The organism is Rhodococcus sp. RS1C4, assembly GCF_002258225.1.
In the GTDB taxonomy this organism is placed as follows: Bacteria; Actinomycetota; Actinomycetes; order Mycobacteriales; family Mycobacteriaceae; genus Rhodococcoides; species Rhodococcoides fascians_E.
In genome coordinates, this window is sequence record NZ_NOXZ01000037.1 from 267,515 (window position 1) to 285,036 (window position 17,522).

Annotated in this window: 17 protein-coding genes; 14 read left to right on the top strand and 3 right to left on the bottom strand. The window is 65.7% G+C overall.

Annotated elements, in window-relative coordinates; translation table 11 throughout:
• Positions 1 to 16: 16 nt before the first annotated feature.
• The 8 genes from nadD to holA all read left to right on the top strand — a co-directional run bounded on the left by nadD (position 17) and on the right by holA (position 6,975).
• Positions 17 to 745, top strand: a complete 729-nt coding sequence (gene nadD / locus CH289_RS19945; protein WP_254924953.1) for a nicotinate-nucleotide adenylyltransferase — start codon at positions 17 to 19, stop codon at positions 743 to 745.
• Entirely contained in the window at positions 746 to 1,156 is a 411-nt protein-coding gene (gene rsfS / locus CH289_RS19950) for a ribosome silencing factor (protein WP_019664697.1), read from the top strand.
• Between the two features lie 3 nt (positions 1,157 to 1,159).
• Entirely contained in the window at positions 1,160 to 1,825 is a 666-nt protein-coding gene (locus CH289_RS19955; RefSeq protein WP_094728404.1) for a histidine phosphatase family protein, read from the top strand.
• Entirely contained in the window at positions 1,812 to 2,555 is a 744-nt protein-coding gene (gene octT / locus CH289_RS19960) for a diglucosylglycerate octanoyltransferase (RefSeq protein ID WP_019664695.1), read from the top strand. Before CH289_RS19955 ends, octT begins: the two co-directional genes overlap by 14 nt.
• Complete coding sequence (locus tag CH289_RS19965) at positions 2,552 to 3,394, top strand: DegV family protein (protein WP_094725832.1); 843 nt, start codon at positions 2,552 to 2,554, stop codon at positions 3,392 to 3,394. Before octT ends, CH289_RS19965 begins: the two co-directional genes overlap by 4 nt.
• Before the next feature lie 120 nt (positions 3,395 to 3,514).
• Positions 3,515 to 4,399 carry a ComEA family DNA-binding protein gene (locus CH289_RS19970; RefSeq protein ID WP_019664693.1) on the top strand — a complete coding sequence of 295 codons (885 nt, stop codon included), beginning with the start codon at positions 3,515 to 3,517 and terminating at the stop codon, positions 4,397 to 4,399.
• Positions 4,396 to 5,934: a ComEC/Rec2 family competence protein gene (locus CH289_RS19975; RefSeq protein WP_094728405.1), complete on the top strand. Its 1,539-nt coding sequence runs from the start codon at positions 4,396 to 4,398 to the stop codon at positions 5,932 to 5,934. The genes CH289_RS19970 and CH289_RS19975 overlap by 4 nt, the downstream gene beginning before the upstream one ends.
• A gap of 66 nt (positions 5,935 to 6,000) precedes the next feature.
• Positions 6,001 to 6,975: a DNA polymerase III subunit delta gene (gene holA, locus CH289_RS19980; RefSeq protein WP_026347724.1), complete on the top strand. Its 975-nt coding sequence runs from the start codon at positions 6,001 to 6,003 to the stop codon at positions 6,973 to 6,975.
• A 62-nt stretch (positions 6,976 to 7,037) separates the two neighbouring features.
• Here the strand turns inward: holA and rpsT are convergent, their stop codons facing one another.
• Entirely contained in the window at positions 7,038 to 7,298 is a 261-nt protein-coding gene (gene rpsT, locus CH289_RS19985) for a 30S ribosomal protein S20 (RefSeq protein WP_019664690.1), read from the bottom strand.
• A gap of 366 nt (positions 7,299 to 7,664) precedes the next feature.
• Between rpsT and CH289_RS19990 the strand changes: the two genes are divergently transcribed.
• Genes CH289_RS19990 through CH289_RS20005 form a run of 4 tightly spaced genes read left to right on the top strand, consistent with a single transcriptional unit; the run spans position 7,665 to position 11,828 of the window.
• On the top strand, positions 7,665 to 9,197 hold the full coding sequence (locus CH289_RS19990; protein ID WP_244164810.1) for a circularly permuted type 2 ATP-grasp protein: 1,533 nt from the start codon (positions 7,665 to 7,667) through the stop codon (positions 9,195 to 9,197).
• Positions 9,198 to 10,172 (top strand): alpha-E domain-containing protein, encoded by a 975-nt coding sequence (locus CH289_RS19995; protein ID WP_019664688.1) that lies wholly within the window; start codon positions 9,198 to 9,200, stop codon positions 10,170 to 10,172.
• A gap of 8 nt (positions 10,173 to 10,180) precedes the next feature.
• Complete coding sequence (locus tag CH289_RS20000; RefSeq protein WP_019664687.1) at positions 10,181 to 11,011, top strand: transglutaminase family protein; 831 nt, start codon at positions 10,181 to 10,183, stop codon at positions 11,009 to 11,011.
• A 46-nt stretch (positions 11,012 to 11,057) separates the two neighbouring features.
• The gene (locus CH289_RS20005; RefSeq protein ID WP_019664686.1) at positions 11,058 to 11,828 is read left to right on the top strand and encodes an aquaporin; all 771 of its coding nucleotides are present in this window, start codon (positions 11,058 to 11,060) and stop codon (positions 11,826 to 11,828) included.
• Between the two features lie 9 nt (positions 11,829 to 11,837).
• Here the strand turns inward: CH289_RS20005 and CH289_RS20010 are convergent, their stop codons facing one another.
• Positions 11,838 to 12,401, bottom strand: coding sequence for a type II toxin-antitoxin system PemK/MazF family toxin (locus CH289_RS20010; RefSeq protein WP_019664685.1), 564 nt, complete (start codon positions 12,399 to 12,401; stop codon positions 11,838 to 11,840).
• Positions 12,402 to 12,477: 76 nt separating this feature from the next.
• Here CH289_RS20010 and lepA point away from each other — a divergent pair, with 76 nt between their 5' ends.
• Both lepA and CH289_RS20020 read left to right on the top strand, forming a co-directional pair.
• The gene (lepA, locus tag CH289_RS20015) at positions 12,478 to 14,376 is read left to right on the top strand and encodes a translation elongation factor 4 (RefSeq protein WP_051127752.1); all 1,899 of its coding nucleotides are present in this window, start codon (positions 12,478 to 12,480) and stop codon (positions 14,374 to 14,376) included.
• 22 nt (positions 14,377 to 14,398) lie between these two features.
• Positions 14,399 to 15,403 (top strand): nitronate monooxygenase, encoded by a 1,005-nt coding sequence (locus CH289_RS20020; protein WP_020111641.1) that lies wholly within the window; start codon positions 14,399 to 14,401, stop codon positions 15,401 to 15,403.
• A gap of 57 nt (positions 15,404 to 15,460) precedes the next feature.
• Here CH289_RS20020 and CH289_RS20025 read toward each other — a convergent pair whose 3' ends face one another.
• On the bottom strand, positions 15,461 to 17,503 hold the full coding sequence (locus CH289_RS20025; RefSeq protein ID WP_019667509.1) for a glycoside hydrolase family 15 protein: 2,043 nt from the start codon (positions 17,501 to 17,503) through the stop codon (positions 15,461 to 15,463).
• Between the last annotated feature and the right edge of the window lie 19 nt (positions 17,504 to 17,522).

Here is a 17,522-nt window from a genome sequence, read left to right on the forward strand (position 1 = left end):
AGTAAGCTCGTCAATCGTGCACCGACAACCCGACGTAGTTCGCAGGCTGGGAGTGATGGGCGGAACGTTCGATCCCATCCACCACGGCCACCTCGTGGCAGCGAGCGAGGTCGCCAACAGCTTCGGCCTCGACGAGGTCATCTTCGTCCCGACGGGTACACCGTGGCAGAAGGAAGGCAAAGCCGTCAGCCCGGCCGAGGATCGCTATCTCATGACGGTCATCGCGACGGCGTCGAATCCACGGTTCTCGGTCAGTCGCGTCGACGTGGACCGCGAGAAACTCACCTACACGGTGGACACACTTCGTGACCTGCGCGAGCAGCATCCCAGCGCCGAGTTGTACTTCATCACCGGCGCCGACGCCCTGGAAAGCATCCTCACCTGGCAGAACTGGGAGGAACTGTTCGAGCTCGCCAAATTCGTCGGAGTATCGAGGCCGGGCTTCGAACTGGGTGTCGAGCACCTGGCGGATCATCTCCAAGACCTGCCGAAGGACGCCCTGACGCTGATCGAGATCCCGGCCCTCGCGATCAGCTCCACCGAATGCCGACTACGCGCCAGCGAGAATCGCCCGGTCTGGTACCTGGTTCCGGACGGCGTGGTCCAGTACATCTCCAAGCGCAACCTCTACCGACCACGAGGCGAACAGCGCCTCGACGGCTCCGTCACCATGTCGGAGCCTGCCCCCCAGAAGACACAAGCCGGTTCGACACACTCGAGTTCCACACAACGGGAGACAAGTTAAGTGACTGCTACAGACCAGGCCACCTCGATCGCACGTATCGCGGCACTCGCGGCCGACGACAAGCTGGCGAGCGACGTCGTGGTTCTCGACGTCTCGGAGCAGTTGGTCATCACCGACTGCTTCGTCATCGCCTCGGCGCCCAACGAGCGCCAGGTCAACGCGATCGTCGAGAACATCGAGGACAAGCTCCGCGAAGAAGGCTTCAAGCCCGTCCGCAAAGAAGGAACCAGGGAAGGCCGTTGGGCCCTGCTGGACTACGTCGACGTCGTCGTGCACGTGCAGCACAACGACGAGCGGAACTTCTACGCCCTCGAGCGACTGTGGAAGGACTGCCCCAGCATCGAGGTCCCCGGGCTCGGCGAGCGTCCCGAGACGTCCGAGACAGCAGGCGACGACGGTTCGGATTCCTGAGCAGTGACCGAACCGACGAAACGGCAGCTGATCCTGCTGCGCCACGGTCAGACCGAGTACAACGCAGGCGACCGGATGCAGGGACAGCTGGACACCGACCTCACCGAACTCGGACGATCCCAGGCCAAGACCGCGGCCGCAGAACTCGCGACCCGTTCACCGCTCCGCATCGTGTCCTCCGACCTGCGACGCGCCTACGACACCGCGGTTGCGCTCGGTGACGCGTCGGACGTAGTCGTCGACACCGATCAGCGACTCCGGGAGACGCACCTCGGCGAATGGCAGGGTCTGACCCACCTCGATGTCGACGCCGTCGCGCCCGGGGCACGGGCCGCATGGCGCGCCGACGCGACGATGTCACCTCCAGGAGGCGAAAGCCGCATCGACGTCGCGCGCCGCAGCTTGCCCGTCGTGCAGGAACTCGTCGCAGATCTACCGGTGTGGGGAGCCGACGGGGCGAACGCACCCGTCGTCCTCGTCGCTCACGGCGGTCAGATCGCCGCCCTGACCGCGGCGTTGCTGGACCTGCCGGTGGACCGGTGGCCGGTCCTCGGCGGACTGTCCAACACGAGTTGGGTGCAGTTGAGCAGCCACGGAGAGGGCGAGAATCTCGGCTGGCGCCTCGACGTGTGGAATGCGTCGGCACGGGTGGCCAGTGACGTCCTCTGATGCTCCCGCCCCCGTTCTGTTGGTGCTGGCGGACTCGCTGAGTTACTACGGGCCCGAAGGCGGACTGCCCGTCGACGATCCTCGAATCTGGCCGAATATCGTTGCCGCCGAGCTGGGTTGGACGGTAGAGCTGGTCGCTCGGATCGGCTGGACGAGCCGGGACGCGTGGTGGGCGCTGACCCAGGATCCACGGGTGTGGGCCGCGATCCCCAAGGCCGGCGCCGTCGTGTTCGGTGTCGGTGGAATGGACTCGCTGCCGTCGCCCATGCCGACGGCGTTCCGTGAGCAGATTCGATACATTCGCCCGCCCGCGCTTCGCAGGATCGTTCGAACCGGATACCAGTGGGCGCAGCCGCGACTCGCGCACCTCGGGTGGCCGGTCGCTCTGCCGCCCAAACTCAGCGTCGACTATCTGGAACAGTCGCGTGCCGCGCTGGCCTACGTCCGCCCGGATCTACCGGTTGTCGGGACGCTTCCTTCCGTGCACCGCTCCGAGGCCTACGGCCGGGTCCACTCCGGGCGTCCGGCGGCGGAAAAGGCTCTGCGGCAGTGGAGTTCGAGCACCGGTGTCCCGCTCGTGGATCTTGCCGCCGCCGTACGAGCGAACATCGACTCCGGACAGGCGAACCCGGACGGAATTCACTGGGGCTGGGACGCCCACGTACAGGTCGCCGCCGCCATGCTTTCGGTGCTGAGAACGGTCACACCCGATCGGAGCGCACCGGCGTGACGGTCGTCGTGGTGACCGACTCGTCGGCCTGCATCGGCCCCGAACGCGGTGGTTCGGCAATCGCGGTGGCACCGCTTCATGTGTTCGTCGACGGCGTCGACCTGCGGGAGGGCGTCGACACAATCCCCGAGGACTTCGCCGCGCAGGGCCCGGTGACGACAGCCGGAGCGTCGCCGTCCGAGCTGACCGACCTCTACGCGGACGCCCTCGATCGCAGTGGCGGTGACGGGGTTGTGGCCGTGCACATCTCGCGCGGACTGTCGAGCACGTGGGAGGCTGCGCGTCAGGCTGCAGCGGCCGTCGGCGATCGAGTTCGCGTGGTCGATTCGGCCTCCGCAGGCATGGGGCTCGGCTATGCGGTGCTCGCCGCAGCGCGCTCGGCCGCGAACGGTGACGGTCTCGACGATGTGTACGACACCGCGGCGTCGATGTCGGCGAGAACGAGCAGCTTCATCGTCGTCGATCGTCTCGACCACCTTCGTCGCGGCGGCAGAATCGGTGCTGCCGCAGCACTGCTCGGTACCGCACTCGCGATGAAACCGGTGCTGCACCTCACCGACGGAAAACTGGTATTAGGCGAGAAGGCACGCACCTCGACGAAAGCGCTGGGCAAGCTCGTCGACGCTGCCTCGAGGGTGGCAGAGGGCGCCGCCGGCTCGGGGGACGACGACCTCGCCATGACGGTGCACCACATGCTCTGCCCGGACCGTGCCGACACGGTGGTGTCCATGCTGCGCGAGCGCATCGCGCACCCGATCGACATCGATGTGGTGCCCTTCGGTGCTGTTCTCGGAGCGCACGTCGGGCCCGGCGCGGTCGGGGTAGTCGTCGCGCAGTAGCCGTCGTCGGACCGCCTCGGGGTGTGGGCCTGTCCACAGGCGCTGGGTTGTCCACAGGGCAATTCACGACCTGGGTTTCGCGGCTCGATGGGGTCGCCGGCCTCGCTACCGTCACCTCCCATGTCATCGCCGCGGGCACGGCCCATCTCTCGGGAGGCCGTTCGAGCCGATCGCAACGCCGGCGACCCCGAGCACACCGACGACTCCGACATCGCGGTACGGGAGGGACCGGACGGGTTCGGTGTCGACGACGGTCGCGACTCCGCTCTGTCCGCGTATCTTCCGGAGCGGTGGCGTGGAGCTCGCGTGGATCCCGGGCGCGCCGGTCTCCTCGGACTGTGCGGTGTCGGTTTCATCGTGCTGCTCGTCGCCGGATACGCGATGCTGCGGGACTCGCCGGCAGTCGCACCGGTACCGGCCCTTCCCGTCGTGCAGTCGGTGACGGAATCGTCCGTCACACCACCGAGTGCGACGGAGCCATCGGTGCCCGAGCCCCCGACGCGCATCGTGGTCAGCGTCGTCGGGCTCGTCGTGTCGTCCGGGTTGGTCGACTTGCCGCCCGGTGCCCGTGTGGCGGACGCGATCGCTGCGGCCGGTGGAGTCCTGGACGGTGCGGACATGTTGGCGCTCAACCTCGCCGCCAAGGTGGCCGACGGTGACCAGATCGTCGTCGGCGTTCTTCCTCCGGAAGGTAGACCGGTAGTCAGTGGCACCGTACGAGATTCGGCTGCGCCGCCCGGACCCGGTTCCTCGAACGACCCAGACACCGCCGCCCAGCCGGGTTCTGCGGAGAATCCAGCTGCCGGTTCCACGGCACTGGTGAACCTCAACACCGCGACCCTTGCCGAGCTCGACGCCCTCGACGGCGTGGGCCCGGTCACTGCGGCCAACATCGTCGCGTGGCGGGAGGTCAATGGAAAATTCGGCGACGTCGGGCAATTGGCGGAGGTCGACGGTATCGGCCCGGTGCGACTCGAGAAGCTCCGAACCCAGGTGACGGTATGACCGAACCGCAGATCCGAGCACACGACGTGCGACTGGTGCCTGCGGCAGTAGCGGGATGGGGTGCAACCCTCGTCGGCGTTCTCGGTGGGTCGGTTCTCGCCGCCGTGATGGCGGTGATCTCGGGTGTCGTGGTGGCCGTTGTGCTGTGCTGCCGGGCGCGGCTCGGCGCGGCAGCGTCCGGGTTGATCGCGATGTCCGTCGTCTCGTGCTGCTACGCAGGCGCAGCGGCCGTACACGCCGCGGTGTTCGAGTCCAGTCCGGTAACCGCGGCGGTACAGGACCGCGCCTGGATCAGCGCCGCAGTGTCCGTCGTGGAGGATCCCCGACGGTCACGTTCGCCCGGACCGCCGATGGTGACGATCGCCGTGGAGCTCCGACGGATCGACCTCGCGGGCACAGCGATCGAATTGGGTGGCCGGCTGACGGTGCTCGCGCCCTCGGACGGATGGGCCCATCTGGTGCCCGGCCAACAGGTGCTGGTGAGAGGTCGATTGGCGGAACCGACCAGGCGCAACCTGACACTCGCGGTCGTCCGTGTGAACGGACCACCCCTGCACGTCCAGCCGCCGGGAACCGTCGCCCGCGCGGCGTCGTCCGTCCGGACCTCGCTGTCGTCCGCCGCCGCGGACGCTCTCCCTGCCGATCGCGCAGGTGTGCTTCCCGGGCTGGTGGTCGGTGATGTCTCCACGCTGCCCGAGGACGTCGAAACCGACTTTCGCGCAGCCGGACTGACTCATCTGACTGCGGTGTCGGGTGCGAACTTCGCGATTCTTCTCGGTGCGGTTCTGTTGCTCACCCGTGCGGCGGCGCTCGGTCCCAGGACCACGGTGCTGATCTGCGCGGTGGTTCTCGTCGCGTTCGTCGTCGTCGCGAGACCGTCGCCGAGCGTGCTGCGTGCAGCCGTCATGGGCGCTGTGGGTTTGCTCGCCCTCGTGACCGGCCGACGTAGGCAAGCGGTCCCCGCGTTGTGTACGGCCGTCCTCGGATTGCTGGTGTGGCTCCCTCAACTCGCGGTCGACGTCGGATTCGCGCTGTCGGTGGCCGCAACCGCAGGACTGGTCGTGGTGGCGCCGGTGTGGGTGGATTGGCTGCGCCGCCACGGTTGGGGACGCGGCGCCGCGGAGATCGTCGCGGTCGCGTCGGCGGCACATGCGGTGACCGCACCGATCGTCGCGGGCATGTCCGGAACCCTGTCGGTCGTCGGAATCGCCGCGAACATGGCCGTCGCACCCGTCGTGGCGCCGATCACCGTCGTCGGCGTCGTCGCTGCCGCATTGGCGCCGTGGGCCTCGGGACCGGCGTCCCTGGTGTTGAGACTCACCGACGCGCCGCTGGCGTGGTTGGTCGTGGTTGCCGAACGCGCGGGATCCGTCCCTGGCGCGAGCATCGGAACTTCCAGCGGCGCAGGGGGTGTGGCGATCGTCGTGGCCGCGACGGCCGCAATCGTCTGCTCTCTGAGGATTCGATTCGTGCGGTGGGTGATCGGGGGAGTGGGGGCCGCGGCGTCGATCCTGTGGATCGTCTGGTCGGTGTGAAGACGGAACCCCCGTCGCGGCAGGTGGAGGTGAACTGCGTCGGACCCACATGGCACGATCGTCGGTGTGAATGCGAACAGCCCGGTGGAACCTCTGCATCTCGTTCTCGGTGACGAGGAACTGCTCATGGACCGGGCAGTGGCGTCGATCGTCTCGTCGGTCAAGAAGTCCGCCCCCGAGGGGGACGATGTTCCCGTCACCAAGCTGCGGGCAGGTGACGCAAGTGGACCGGAACTTGCCGAACTTCTCAGCCCGTCGCTGTTCGCCGAGGACCGCGTGGTCGTGCTCGAAGCAGCCGCCGAGGCAGGCAAGGATGCCGTGGCGCTGGTCCTGGATGCGGCGGCCGATCCGCCCGAAGGCGCCGTCCTGGTGATCATGCACTCCGGCGGCGGCAGGGCCAAGGCGATGGTCGGGTCGCTGCAGAAGTCCGGTGCCGTCGTCCACGAATGCGCAAAGCTGACCAAGGCCTCGGAGAGGTCGGATTTCGTGAAGCGCGAGTTCGGCACGGCCCAGGTACGGGTGAACCAGGATGTCGTGGACGCGGTCGTGGAGGCCGTCGGTTCCGACCTTCGTGAACTCGCGGCCGCGTGCTCGCAGCTCATCGCGGACACCGCGGGCAAGGTCGACGTCGACGCGGTCCGCCGCTACTACTCGGGCAAGGCCGAGGTATCCGGGTTCGACGTCGCAGAGAAAGCCGTCGGCGGAGACGTTCCCGGCGCCCTCGAGGCGTTGAGGTGGGCCATGCATCGCGGCGTGCCCCATGTTCTGTTGGCCGACGCGCTGGCCGATGCCGTTCGAACCATTGCACTCGTCGGGTCGGCAGGTCGAGGTGACCCGTTCAAGATGGCAGGGGAACTGGGGATGCCGCCGTGGAAGATCAAGAAGGCGCAAGCACAAGCACGCGGCTGGACCGGTGCGTCCATCGGGCATGCACTCCAGGTGGTGTCGAAGCTCAACGCCGACGTGAAAGGCCAGGCCGCCGACGCGGATTACGCAGTGGAGAGCGCAGTGTCGGAGGTAGCCACACTCAGTGCGCGGTAAGAGTCACGCGAACGCGAAAAACCCGCTCGGTGAAGACCGAGCGGGTTCTTTCGACGAGAGAATCAGAGCTTGTTGACTGCCAGAGCCAGAGCCGACTTCTTGTTGGCTGCCTGGTTCTTGTGGATGACACCCTTGCTGGCTGCCTTGTCCAGCTGGCGACCTGCGCTGACGAGGATGGCGGAAGCCTTGTCCTTGTCGCCCTCGGCCTCAGCGGCGCGGAAGGAGCGAATGATCGTCCGCAGCGAGGACTTCACCGACTGGTTGCGCAGACGGTTGCGCTCGTTGGTGAGAATCCGCTTCTTCTGGGACTTGATGTTGGCCACGCGTAAAATCCTTCTGTCTTCGTCGGTATTCCGGTCAGGGCGGTCCATGCTGGAATGCCCGAAGTCTGCTGCCGAGCTGTGAAGCCCAGCGCCGAAGATCGAGAATACCAGCACCGACGGCAGAACCCAATTCGGCCTCCGTGTTGACAGCCTAAGTGTTGTGCGTTTCCAGAAATTAACGCGTCCGGCGCGCTTATCTCCTGCCTCTGTAGCAACATTGCCGAGATGAGCCCGCGATCTGCAGCCACTGCCCAAGACAAGGCCAAGCCAAGCAAATCCAAGTCGGCAGCTCGCGAGAAACCGGAAGTGGACGGCGTCTTCGGTGGCTACTCCGACGTAGGAAAATACGGTTTGGCCTTCGACGAGATGTTCGACCCGGACGGCAAGACCCGAACTCCCTACAAGGGCATTCACACCGCACTCGAACCGTCGAGCTCAGCGGACCTCGACGCGCGCTCCGATGCACTCGGTCGCGCGTTCGTCGACCAGGGCATCACGTTCTCCCTCTCGGGACAAGAACGCCCCTTCCCCCTCGACCAGGTTCCGCGCGTCATCGCCGCAGGCGAGTGGTCGCGCCTCGAACGTGGCATCAAGCAGCGCGTCCGGGCGCTGGAGATGTTCCTGGCCGACATCTACGGAGACCAGGAGATCCTGCGCGACGGCGTCGTACCGAAGCGTCTGGTCACCTCGTGTGAGCACTTCCACCGTGAGGCAGTGGGCATCGTCCCGCCCAACGGCGTACGCATTCACGTGGCCGGTATCGACTTGATTCGCGACGCCCAGGGCACCTTCCGCGTACTGGAGGACAACCTGAGGTCGCCCTCCGGTGTGTCCTACGTCATGGAGAATCGCCGCACCATGGCGCGGGTGTTCCCCGATCTCTTCGCCACGCACCGCGTGCGCGCCGTCGGTGACTACGCCTCGCATCTGCTCCGAGCGCTACGCGCCTCCGCAGCGCTCAACGAAGCCGACCCGACAGTGGTCGTCCTCACGCCGGGTGTCGCGAATTCCGCGTACTTCGAGCACTCGCTGCTCGCCCGTCTCATGGGTGTCGAACTGGTCGAGGGCCGCGACTTGTTCTGCCGCGACAACGTCGTCTACATGCGTACGACGGAGGGTGAGCGCCAGGTCGACGTCATCTACCGCCGCATCGACGACGACTACCTGGATCCGATGCAGTTCCGTCCGGACTCGGTCCTGGGCGTCGCCGGACTGGTCAACGCCGCCCGCGCAGGCAACGTCGTCATCTCGAGTGCCGTCGGCAACGGCGTCGGCGACGACAAGCTGGTGTACACGTACGTCCCGACCATCATCGACTACTACCTGGGCGAGAAGCCGCTTCTCGCGAACGTCGACACGTTCCGGTGCTGGCTCGACGACGAGTGCGAGGAAGTGCTGGACCGGGTGGACGAACTGGTCATCAAACCAGTCGAAGGATCAGGCGGGTACGGAATCGTCTTCGGTCCCGACGCGTCGCCCAAGGAACTGTCGACCATCAGCAAGAAGATCCGAGCGGATCCTCGCGGCTGGATCGCGCAACCCGTCGTCCAGTTGTCCACGGTCCCGACGAAGATCGGCGGAAGGTTGGTTCCCCGCCACGTCGATCTGCGGCCGTTCGCGGTCAACGACGGAGACGACGTCTGGGTGCTGCCGGGAGGACTCACGCGGGTCGCTCTCCCCGAAGGCTCGCTCGTGGTCAACTCCAGCCAGGGCGGCGGCAGCAAGGACACCTGGGTTCTGGCAACTCGAACATCGCAGGAAGAGCAGGAACTCGCCGGCGAGGAGATCGTCAGCGAACCGCCCGAGGCTCCTCGGGCCGAACAGGGCCCGGAGTTGACGATGGACCAGCAACAGCAACAGCAGCAACAACAACAGCTTTCGAACGGTGGTGGACGCTAGATGCTCGCGCGTAACGCAGAGTCGCTCTACTGGATCGGGCGGTACGTCGAGCGGGCGGACGACACGGCCCGAATCCTGGACGTCACGGTCCATCAGCTTCTCGAGGACGCGACGGTCGACCCCGATCACATCTCGCGTGTTCTACTGCGCGTCCTAGGATTTCAGCACGAACCCGACGTGTCGCTCGACGTATGGTCGTTGACCGAGGTGGTCGCGTTCAGCCGCGAAGGGCGCGGCTCGATCGTCGACTCCCTGTCGGGTGCTCGCGAAAACGCCCGCGGCGCACGGGAAGTGACGTCCACCGAGATGTGGGAGTGCCTCAACACCACCTACAACGGACTGGGTGATCGCATCCGGGCGTCGAAGCGCACCGGACCACACGAGTTCTTCAGTTACATCGAGGAGCGAGCGGCGATGTTCGCCGGGCTCGCCGATTCCACGCTGAGCCACGACGACGGATATCGCTTCCTCATCCTCGGTCGGTCGGTGGAGCGCGTCGACATGGTGGTGCGTCTGCTGCTCTCGCGTGCCGGTGATCGGCCGTCGTCGCCGGCGTGGGTGACCGTGCTCCGTGCGGCCGGCGCGCACGACACGTACCTCCGCACGTACCGCGGCGCGCTCGACGCGCAGCGAGTCCTCGAATTCATGTTGTTGGACCGGCTTTTCCCGCGTTCGGTGTTCTATGCGCTGAGCGAAGCGGAACGCTCGTTGGATCAGCTCGACCATCAGCCGAACAGCCGCGTCGGTGCGCGCGCCGAAGCGCAGCGTCTACTGGGCCGCGCGCGTAGTGAGCTCGAATTCCTCCGTCCCGGAGCGCTGTTGGACGATCTGCAGGACAGGTTGCTGGCGTTGCAGGAGACGTGCCGAGAGTTGGGCGAGGCCATTTCGAAGCAGTACTTCCACGCGGCGCCCTGGGTCGCGTGGACGGATGCGGGGTCGGGAACGTACGAGGATCAATTGGAAGGTGAACTGTGAGCTGGCGTATGCGCGTTGTCCACACCACGGGCTATCAATACGACGCTCCGGTGACGTCGTCCTACAACGAGGCGCGCCTGACACCGCGAAGTGACAACCGCCAGAACGTCATTCTGAATCGGGTCGAGACCAATCCGGTGACCAGAAGTTACCGGTACACCGACTACTGGGGTACGGCGGTGACCGCCTTCGATCTGCACGCACCGCACACGGAACTGGAAGTGACGGGGTCGTCCGTCGTCGAAACCGATCCGTTCCTGGCGCCGGAGGAGAACGCGTCGTGGGAGGAACTCGCGAGCGAGCCCGTGATCGACCGCTTCAACGAAGTGCTCGACAACACCGTCTACGTTCCCAAGAATCGGCAGCTCGCGGCGATCGCGAAAAAGCTCTCCAAGGGGCTGCCGCCTCAGGAGTCGGTCGTGGAGATCGCGAACTGGGTGAACCAGGAGATGTCCTACGTTCCGGGAACCACGGGCGTACACACCTCGGCGGTCGAGGCCTGGTCGGAGAAGAAAGGCGTCTGCCAGGATTACGCGCACCTGACGCTGCTCCTGTTGCGTAGCCTCGGGATTCCCAGCCGCTACGTCTCCGGCTACCTGCACCCCAAGAAGGACGCCGTCATCGGTGCGTCGGTGGAAGGGCAGTCTCACGCCTGGATCGAAGCGTGGACCGGTGCCTGGTGGGGATACGACCCCACCAATGCCATCGCCGTCAACGAGCAACACGTCTCGGTCGGTCTCGGTCGTGACTACGCCGACGTGCCACCACTGAAGGGCATCTTCTCGGGCGGCGGATCCACTGCCCTTGATGTTGTGGTGGAGATCACAAGGCTGGCGTAACGTACTGCTCGGCAGGGTGGGAAGTCCTATCGAGCAGGGGTGGGCAATGTCGACCGCACAGGAGTACGTCGAACCGGAAGTCATCTCGGACACGAAGAAATGCGTGGCCGAAGCGATAGGCACGTTCGTCCTCGTGTTCACCGCCGTCGGGACGGCGGTGTTCGCCGGCGACAAGGTCGGCAACCTCGGTGTGGCGTTGGCCTTCGGCCTGACGCTGCTCTTCCTGGTCTACGCGATCGGGCCGATATCGGGATGCCACGTCAACCCGGCGGTCACCGTCGGACAGGCGTTGCTGGGCAAGCTGACTGCGAAGGCCGCGGCGCTCTACATCGTCGCGCAGATCGTGGGCGCCCTGATCGCGGGTGCCGTGCTGTTCGCTGTCGCGAACAGCCTGCCCTCCTACGACCGTGCGGTGAACGGTCTCGGCGCCAACGGGTGGGGCCCGCACAGCCCGTCGGCGATCGAGGGACCCCTCGGAGGCATCCTCGAGAACGGATACGGCATCGGCGCGGCCATCCTCGTCGAAGTGCTTCTGACGGCGCTGCTGGTGTTCGTCGTTCTCGCGTCGACCGATCAGATCTCCGATGTCCCGCTCGCCGGAGTGTCGATCGGGTTCACTCTCGTCGTGATCCACCTCGTGTCGATCCCGATCGACAACACATCGGTGAACCCGGCTCGCAGCCTGGCCGTCGCACCCTGGCAACCGGGCGCACTCGGTCAGCTCTGGGTGTTCATCGTGTTCCCTCTGATCGGCGGCGCGCTCGGCGCGCTGATGTACCGCGGAGTGTTCGGACGGTACGACAGGCTCGACTCCTGACCGTGCCGGTCAGGACCAGCTGTAATCCTTACGCAGACGGGCGGCGACGGCGTCGAACTTTCCCTTGGCCAGGATGGCGCCCTCACGCCGGATGCCGCTCTCCGGCACGTCGAGAACACGGTCGAGCCTGATCCAACTCGGCCGACCTTCCGCATCCCACGACCCCGACCCGATCGACACCCAATCCGGGTCACCGTCGCGCTTGTCCTGGCTGGACAGCATCAACCCGAGAAGGGTCTGTCCGTCACGGCCGACGACGAGCACCGGGCGGTCCTTGCCCTGACTCGCATCCTCCTCGTACGTGACCCACGTCCACACGATCTCACCGGGATCGGCCTTGCCGTCGAGATCGGGGGAGTACTCGACCCGACGCGCTCGATGGGCCGTCGGAACGGTCTTCGACGCCACCGGGCGACCCGGCGTGGGGCCGGGTGCCGGCGACGAGTTCCCGGCAATCGCGTCCTTGCCCTTCTGGAGGGCGCCGGAATTCTGCAATTGGCGAAACAGTCTCGGGCCCTCCCGTAGCGCAATTTTCCCGAGTTGCTTGCCCAATTTGCTCCAGTTGCCCGCCATGAGCGTCGAGTTTAGCGACCCGGCCCGCGGAACCCGTCGAGCCAGGACATGGGCGGGCGGGAGTGGAGCCTGTGGAATGGGCCTGTGGGACGATAGTCGGGTTCTCTCTTGCAAGCGCCAGCAAAGGATACGAGTGCCCAGCTTCGCCGACACGACGTTCACTGACCCCGCACGGATCAGGAACTTCTGCATCATTGCCCACATCGACCACGGCAAGTCGACGCTGGCTGACCGGATGCTGCAGCTCACGGGCGTCGTCGACGATCGGTCGATGCGTGCTCAGTACCTCGACCGCATGGACATCGAGCGTGAACGTGGCATCACGATCAAGGCGCAGAACGTGCGCCTGCCGTGGGTCGTCGATGGTGAAGAGTTCGTTCTCCACCTGATCGACACACCTGGTCACGTCGACTTCACGTACGAGGTTTCTCGTGCTCTCGAGGCGTGTGAGGGTGCTGTTCTGCTCGTCGACGCAGCGCAGGGTATCGAGGCTCAGACGCTCGCGAACCTGTACCTGGCGCTCGACAAAGAGCTGACGATCATTCCTGTGCTCAACAAGATCGACCTGCCTGCTGCCGATCCGGATCGCTATGCCGCGGAGATCGCTCACATCATCGGATGCGAGCCGGACGACGTCCTGCGCGTGTCGGGCAAAACGGGTGTCGGTGTCGAGGAGTTGCTGAACGAGGTCGTCAAGCAGGTGCCTGCTCCCGTCGGTGACGCCGACGGCCCGGCCCGCGCGATGATCTTCGACTCCGTCTACGACACGTACCGCGGCGTCGTGACCTATGTTCGTGTCGTCGATGGTGCGTTGAATCCTCGTGAGAAGGTCACGATGATGTCGACGGGGTCGACACACGAGCTTCTCGAGGTCGGCATCGTGTCGCCGGATCCGAAGGCGACCAAGGGCCTGGGCGTCGGCGAGGTGGGGTACCTCATCACGGGCGTCAAGGATGTGCGTCAGTCGAAGGTCGGTGACACCGTCACCACGGCACGCAAGGGCGCGACGGAACCTCTGACCGGATACCGCGAGCCGCGGCCGATGGTGTACTCCGGGCTCTATCCCCTCGACGGGTCCGACTATCCGGACCTGCGCGATGCACTCGAAAAGCTGCAGCTCAACGACGCAGCACTGACCTACGAGCCCGAGACGTCCGTGGCGCTCGGCTTCGGTTTCCGTTGCGGCTTCCTAGGTCTGCTGCACATGGAGATCACCCGCGAGCGTCTCGAGCGGGAGTTCAACCTGGACCTGATCTCCACCTCACCCAACGTGGTGTACCGAGTGGAGATGGAGGACGGCGCCGAGCACATCGTGACCAACCCGTCGTACTGGCCGGAAGGCAAGACACGCGACGTGTTCGAGCCGATGGTCAAGTGCACCATCATCTCCCCGAGCGAGTTCATCGGATCCATCATGGAACTGTGCCAGGGGAGGCGTGGCGAGCTCGGCGGCATGGACTACCTGTCCGAAACGCGTGTCGAGCTCCGCTACACCATCCCCATGGCCGAGATCATCTTCGACTTCTTCGACATCCTGAAGTCGCGCACCCGCGGCTACGCCAGCCTCGACTACGAGGAGGTCGGCGAGCAGAGTGCGGCGCTCGTCAAGGTCGACATCCTGCTGCAGGGCGAGGCCGTCGACGCGTTCTCGGCGATCGTGCACAAGGACGCCGCAGCCGCGTACGGCAACAAGATGACGACCAAACTCAAGGAACTGATTCCTCGTCAGCAGTTCGAGGTGCCCATCCAGGCTGCGATCGGATCCAGAATCATTGCCCGCGAGAACATTCGAGCGATCCGTAAGGACGTTCTCGCCAAGTGCTACGGCGGTGACATCAGCCGTAAGCGCAAACTGCTCGAGAAGCAGAAGGAAGGCAAGAAGCGCATGAAGACGATCGGTCGCGTGGACGTGCCGCAGGAAGCATTCGTCGCTGCACTGTCCTCGGAGTCGTCGGCGGACAAGCCCAAGAAATAGTCACGGAGTAGTTTTACGGAGTGTGACGACGAGACTCCTGAACGAACTGACCATTCCGATCATCAGTGCGCCGATGGCAGGCGGACCGTCCACTCCTGAGCTGGCTGCCGCGGTCTCGCGGGCCGGAGGCCTCGGCATGCTGGCCGGCGCACTGCTCGACCTGGACGCTTTCGCGGCGAAGGTGGATTCGCTGCGAGAGGTCCTGTTCGGCGTCAACCTGTTCCTTCCCGACGACCCCTCCGGTGCTGATGTCGACGCGTACGCCGATCGAATCGCACCGTGGCTGGAGAAGTACGACGCTCCACGCGGTGAACTGACCAGGCGTGACGATTTCTACCCGGAGAAGTTCCGCTGGCTGGTGCAGAATCCGGTTCCACTCGTGTCGAGTACGTTCGGGACGTTCGGCGCGGCGGAAGTTGCCGCTCTCCACGAGGTCGGCACCGAAGTGTGGTGCACGGTGACCTCCGCACGCGAAGCCGAGGAAGCCGAGGCCAACGGCGTCGACGCGCTGATCGTCCAAGGTCCCGAGGCCGGTGGACACCGCGGAAGCTTCGACGGCTCGGCTCCGGAGGAACCGTTGGCGGAGCTGCTCGAGGTGGTGCGGCGGGCGTCCGCTCTGCCTCGTATCGCTGCGGGCGGCCTGATGGACGGCAACGACGTTGCACCGCTGTTGAAATCCGGAGCGGCGCACGCTGCTCAGCTGGGCACGGCGTTTCTGAACACGGCCGAGGCGGGAACGCGACCGGTCCACCGCGAGCAGCTGACCGCCACCGAAGAGACCGCGGTGACCCGCGCATTCTCGGGACGACCCGCCCGCGGAATCGTCAACGAGTTCATGCGAGATCACTCCGGTGACGCCCCGCTCGCGTACCCGGACCTGCACTACCTGACCGCTCCGATGCGCGCGAAGTCCGGTGCAGCCGGGGACCCGTCGGCGCTGTCGATGTGGGCCGGAACCGGTCACCGACGCGCACGCGCGGCGTCGGCGACGGACCTGATGGCGGAATGGGCGACCCAGTTGCAGTGAGTCGACCACTGTCGTTGTGCGTGGAAATGTAGGCCAGGGCCTACATTTCCACCCACGTCAGTTGGTGTGTGCCGGCTGGAAGTGGCCGGCGGCCTGGGCTTCCTCCGCGCGGATCACGTGGACGACCGCGTTGATCAGCGCCAGGTGAGTGAAAGCCTGCGGGAAGTTGCCCAGGTGCCGTCCCGACCTCGCGTCGATTTCCTCCGCGTAGAGCTTGAGCGGGCTGGCGTACCCCAACAACCGTTCGCACAGGTGCTTCGCGCGGGCGAGCTCACCGATCTCGACGAGCGCGGATACGAGCCAGAACGAGCAGATGGTGAACGTTCCCTCCTCGCCCTCCAGACCGTCGTCGGTGGTGTCCACCATGTACCGCAGGACCAAGCCGTCGACGGTCAGTTCGTCGGCGATCGCCAGGACCGTTGCCCGCACGCGATGATCGTCCGCGGGGAGGAAGCGAAGCAGCGGCACCAGCAGCAGGGAGGCATCGAGCGACTCGTGTCCGTACCGCTGCGTCAGCACACCGCGGTCGTCGACGCCGTGTTCGAGAATGTCGGCCTTGATCTCGTCGGCGATCTCGTTCCACTGGTCCGCGTAGTCGGTCTCGCCGTGAATGGACGCGAGCTTCGCGCCCCGATCGAGCGCCACCCAACACATCACCTTCGACGAGGTGAAGTGCTGCGGCTCGCCGCGCACCTCCCAGATGCCGCGGTCCGGTTTCCGCCAGTTGGCGATGGCCTCCTCGACCTGACGCTTGAGCAGCGGCCACAGGGACTCCGGAACGTGCTCGCGTGACTTGACGTGCAGGTACACCGAATCCAGCATGGTGCCCCAGATGTCGTGCTGCTCCTGGTTGTAGGCACCGTTGCCGATTCGGACCGGCTTCGCGCCGTCGTACCCGGACAGGTGGGACAGCTCGCTTTCCTCCAGCGTCTTCTCGCCGCCGATGCCGTACATCACCTGCAGCGGATTGGCTTTGCCGTCCTCGGTCATCGACACGTCGGACATGAACGAGAAGAAGTCGTTCGCCTCACGGTCGAGTCCGAGGGTGTAGAGCCCCCACAGGGCGAACGTCGAATCGCGTACCCACGCATAGCGATAGTCCCAGTTGCGTTCTCCTCCAGGAGTTTCCGGCAATGACGTCGTCGACGCCGCCAGCAGGGCGCCGGTGGGTGCGTACGTCAACCCCTTCAGGGCGAGCGCGCTGCGCTGCAGGTAGCCGCGCCACGGGTGATCGGGGAAGCGGCCGATGGTGATCCACTGGCGCCAGCACTCGGACGTGCGCCACATCTTGTCCGCCGCTTCCTCGAACGTCTGCGGTGCGGGCAGATCCGACCAGGACAGTGCTACGAAAATGTTGTCGCCTTCGGTCATTCGGGTGCGTGCGCGCGCCTCGCGACCCTCGATGCCGATGCGGAGGTTGGTGGTGAGCTTCAACGTCGGTTGGTCACCGACCGAGCTGGCCTCGCACGTCGCCGTCGCCTCCTCGTACACCTTTCCCGTGTACTCCCAGCGGGCGGGCGCGCGGTGGTAGTCGAACGCCGGCTCGCAACTCATCTCGAGTTCGACGGTGCCGCTGACACACTTGACGGTGCGCAGCAGAATGTGTTCCGCATCCCAGTCCGACGGGGCCCGCTTGTGTGTTCGTGAGCGTTGATCGGTGTTGTGCCAGGGCCCCATCACCAATGCATCACGGACGACGAGCCAGCCCGTCTCGGTCTGCCACGTGGTCTCGACGATCAGTCCACCGGGCAGGTAGCGGCGCGCGGCGGGAACCGATTGGCCGTAGGGGCCGACGCGGAAGTGTCCGGCGCTCCGATCGAGAACGGCACCGAAAATGCTGGGGGAGTCGGGACGAGGAACGCACATCCACTCGACGGAGCCGTTGCGAGCGATCAGGCACGTTGTCTCGCAGTCGGAGAGAAACGCGTAATCGTCGATCGGAGGAAATGCGCTTCGGCCGGTGGTGATGGTCGACACCGGCGCTTCGGTACTCGACAACACTCCCTGCGGGTCAAGGCCGTCGCCGTCGGGAGAGCCTGGTCGGGGAATCGAATCGTCGGGCACGGGCACCACGGTGGAACGTTCGTCGAAGGCCGTCATCGCTCAATCATCGACGCCA

Coding starts and splice junctions, on each gene's coding strand:
- CH289_RS20010 (WP_019664685.1), bottom strand. CDS start 12,401: ATGGCGGGCAACTGGAGCAAATTGGGCAAGCAACTCGGGAAAATTGCG.
- CH289_RS19990 (WP_244164810.1), top strand. CDS start 7,665: ATGTTCGACCCGGACGGCAAGACCCGAACTCCCTACAAGGGCATTCAC.
- CH289_RS20005 (WP_019664686.1), top strand. CDS start 11,058: ATGTCGACCGCACAGGAGTACGTCGAACCGGAAGTCATCTCGGACACG.
- CH289_RS19975 (WP_094728405.1), top strand. CDS start 4,396: ATGACCGAACCGCAGATCCGAGCACACGACGTGCGACTGGTGCCTGCG.
- lepA (WP_051127752.1), top strand. CDS start 12,478: ATGGGCCTGTGGGACGATAGTCGGGTTCTCTCTTGCAAGCGCCAGCAA.
- CH289_RS20000 (WP_019664687.1), top strand. CDS start 10,181: ATGCGCGTTGTCCACACCACGGGCTATCAATACGACGCTCCGGTGACG.
- CH289_RS19970 (WP_019664693.1), top strand. CDS start 3,515: ATGTCATCGCCGCGGGCACGGCCCATCTCTCGGGAGGCCGTTCGAGCC.
- CH289_RS20025 (WP_019667509.1), bottom strand. CDS start 17,503: ATGACGGCCTTCGACGAACGTTCCACCGTGGTGCCCGTGCCCGACGAT.
- CH289_RS19995 (WP_019664688.1), top strand. CDS start 9,198: ATGCTCGCGCGTAACGCAGAGTCGCTCTACTGGATCGGGCGGTACGTC.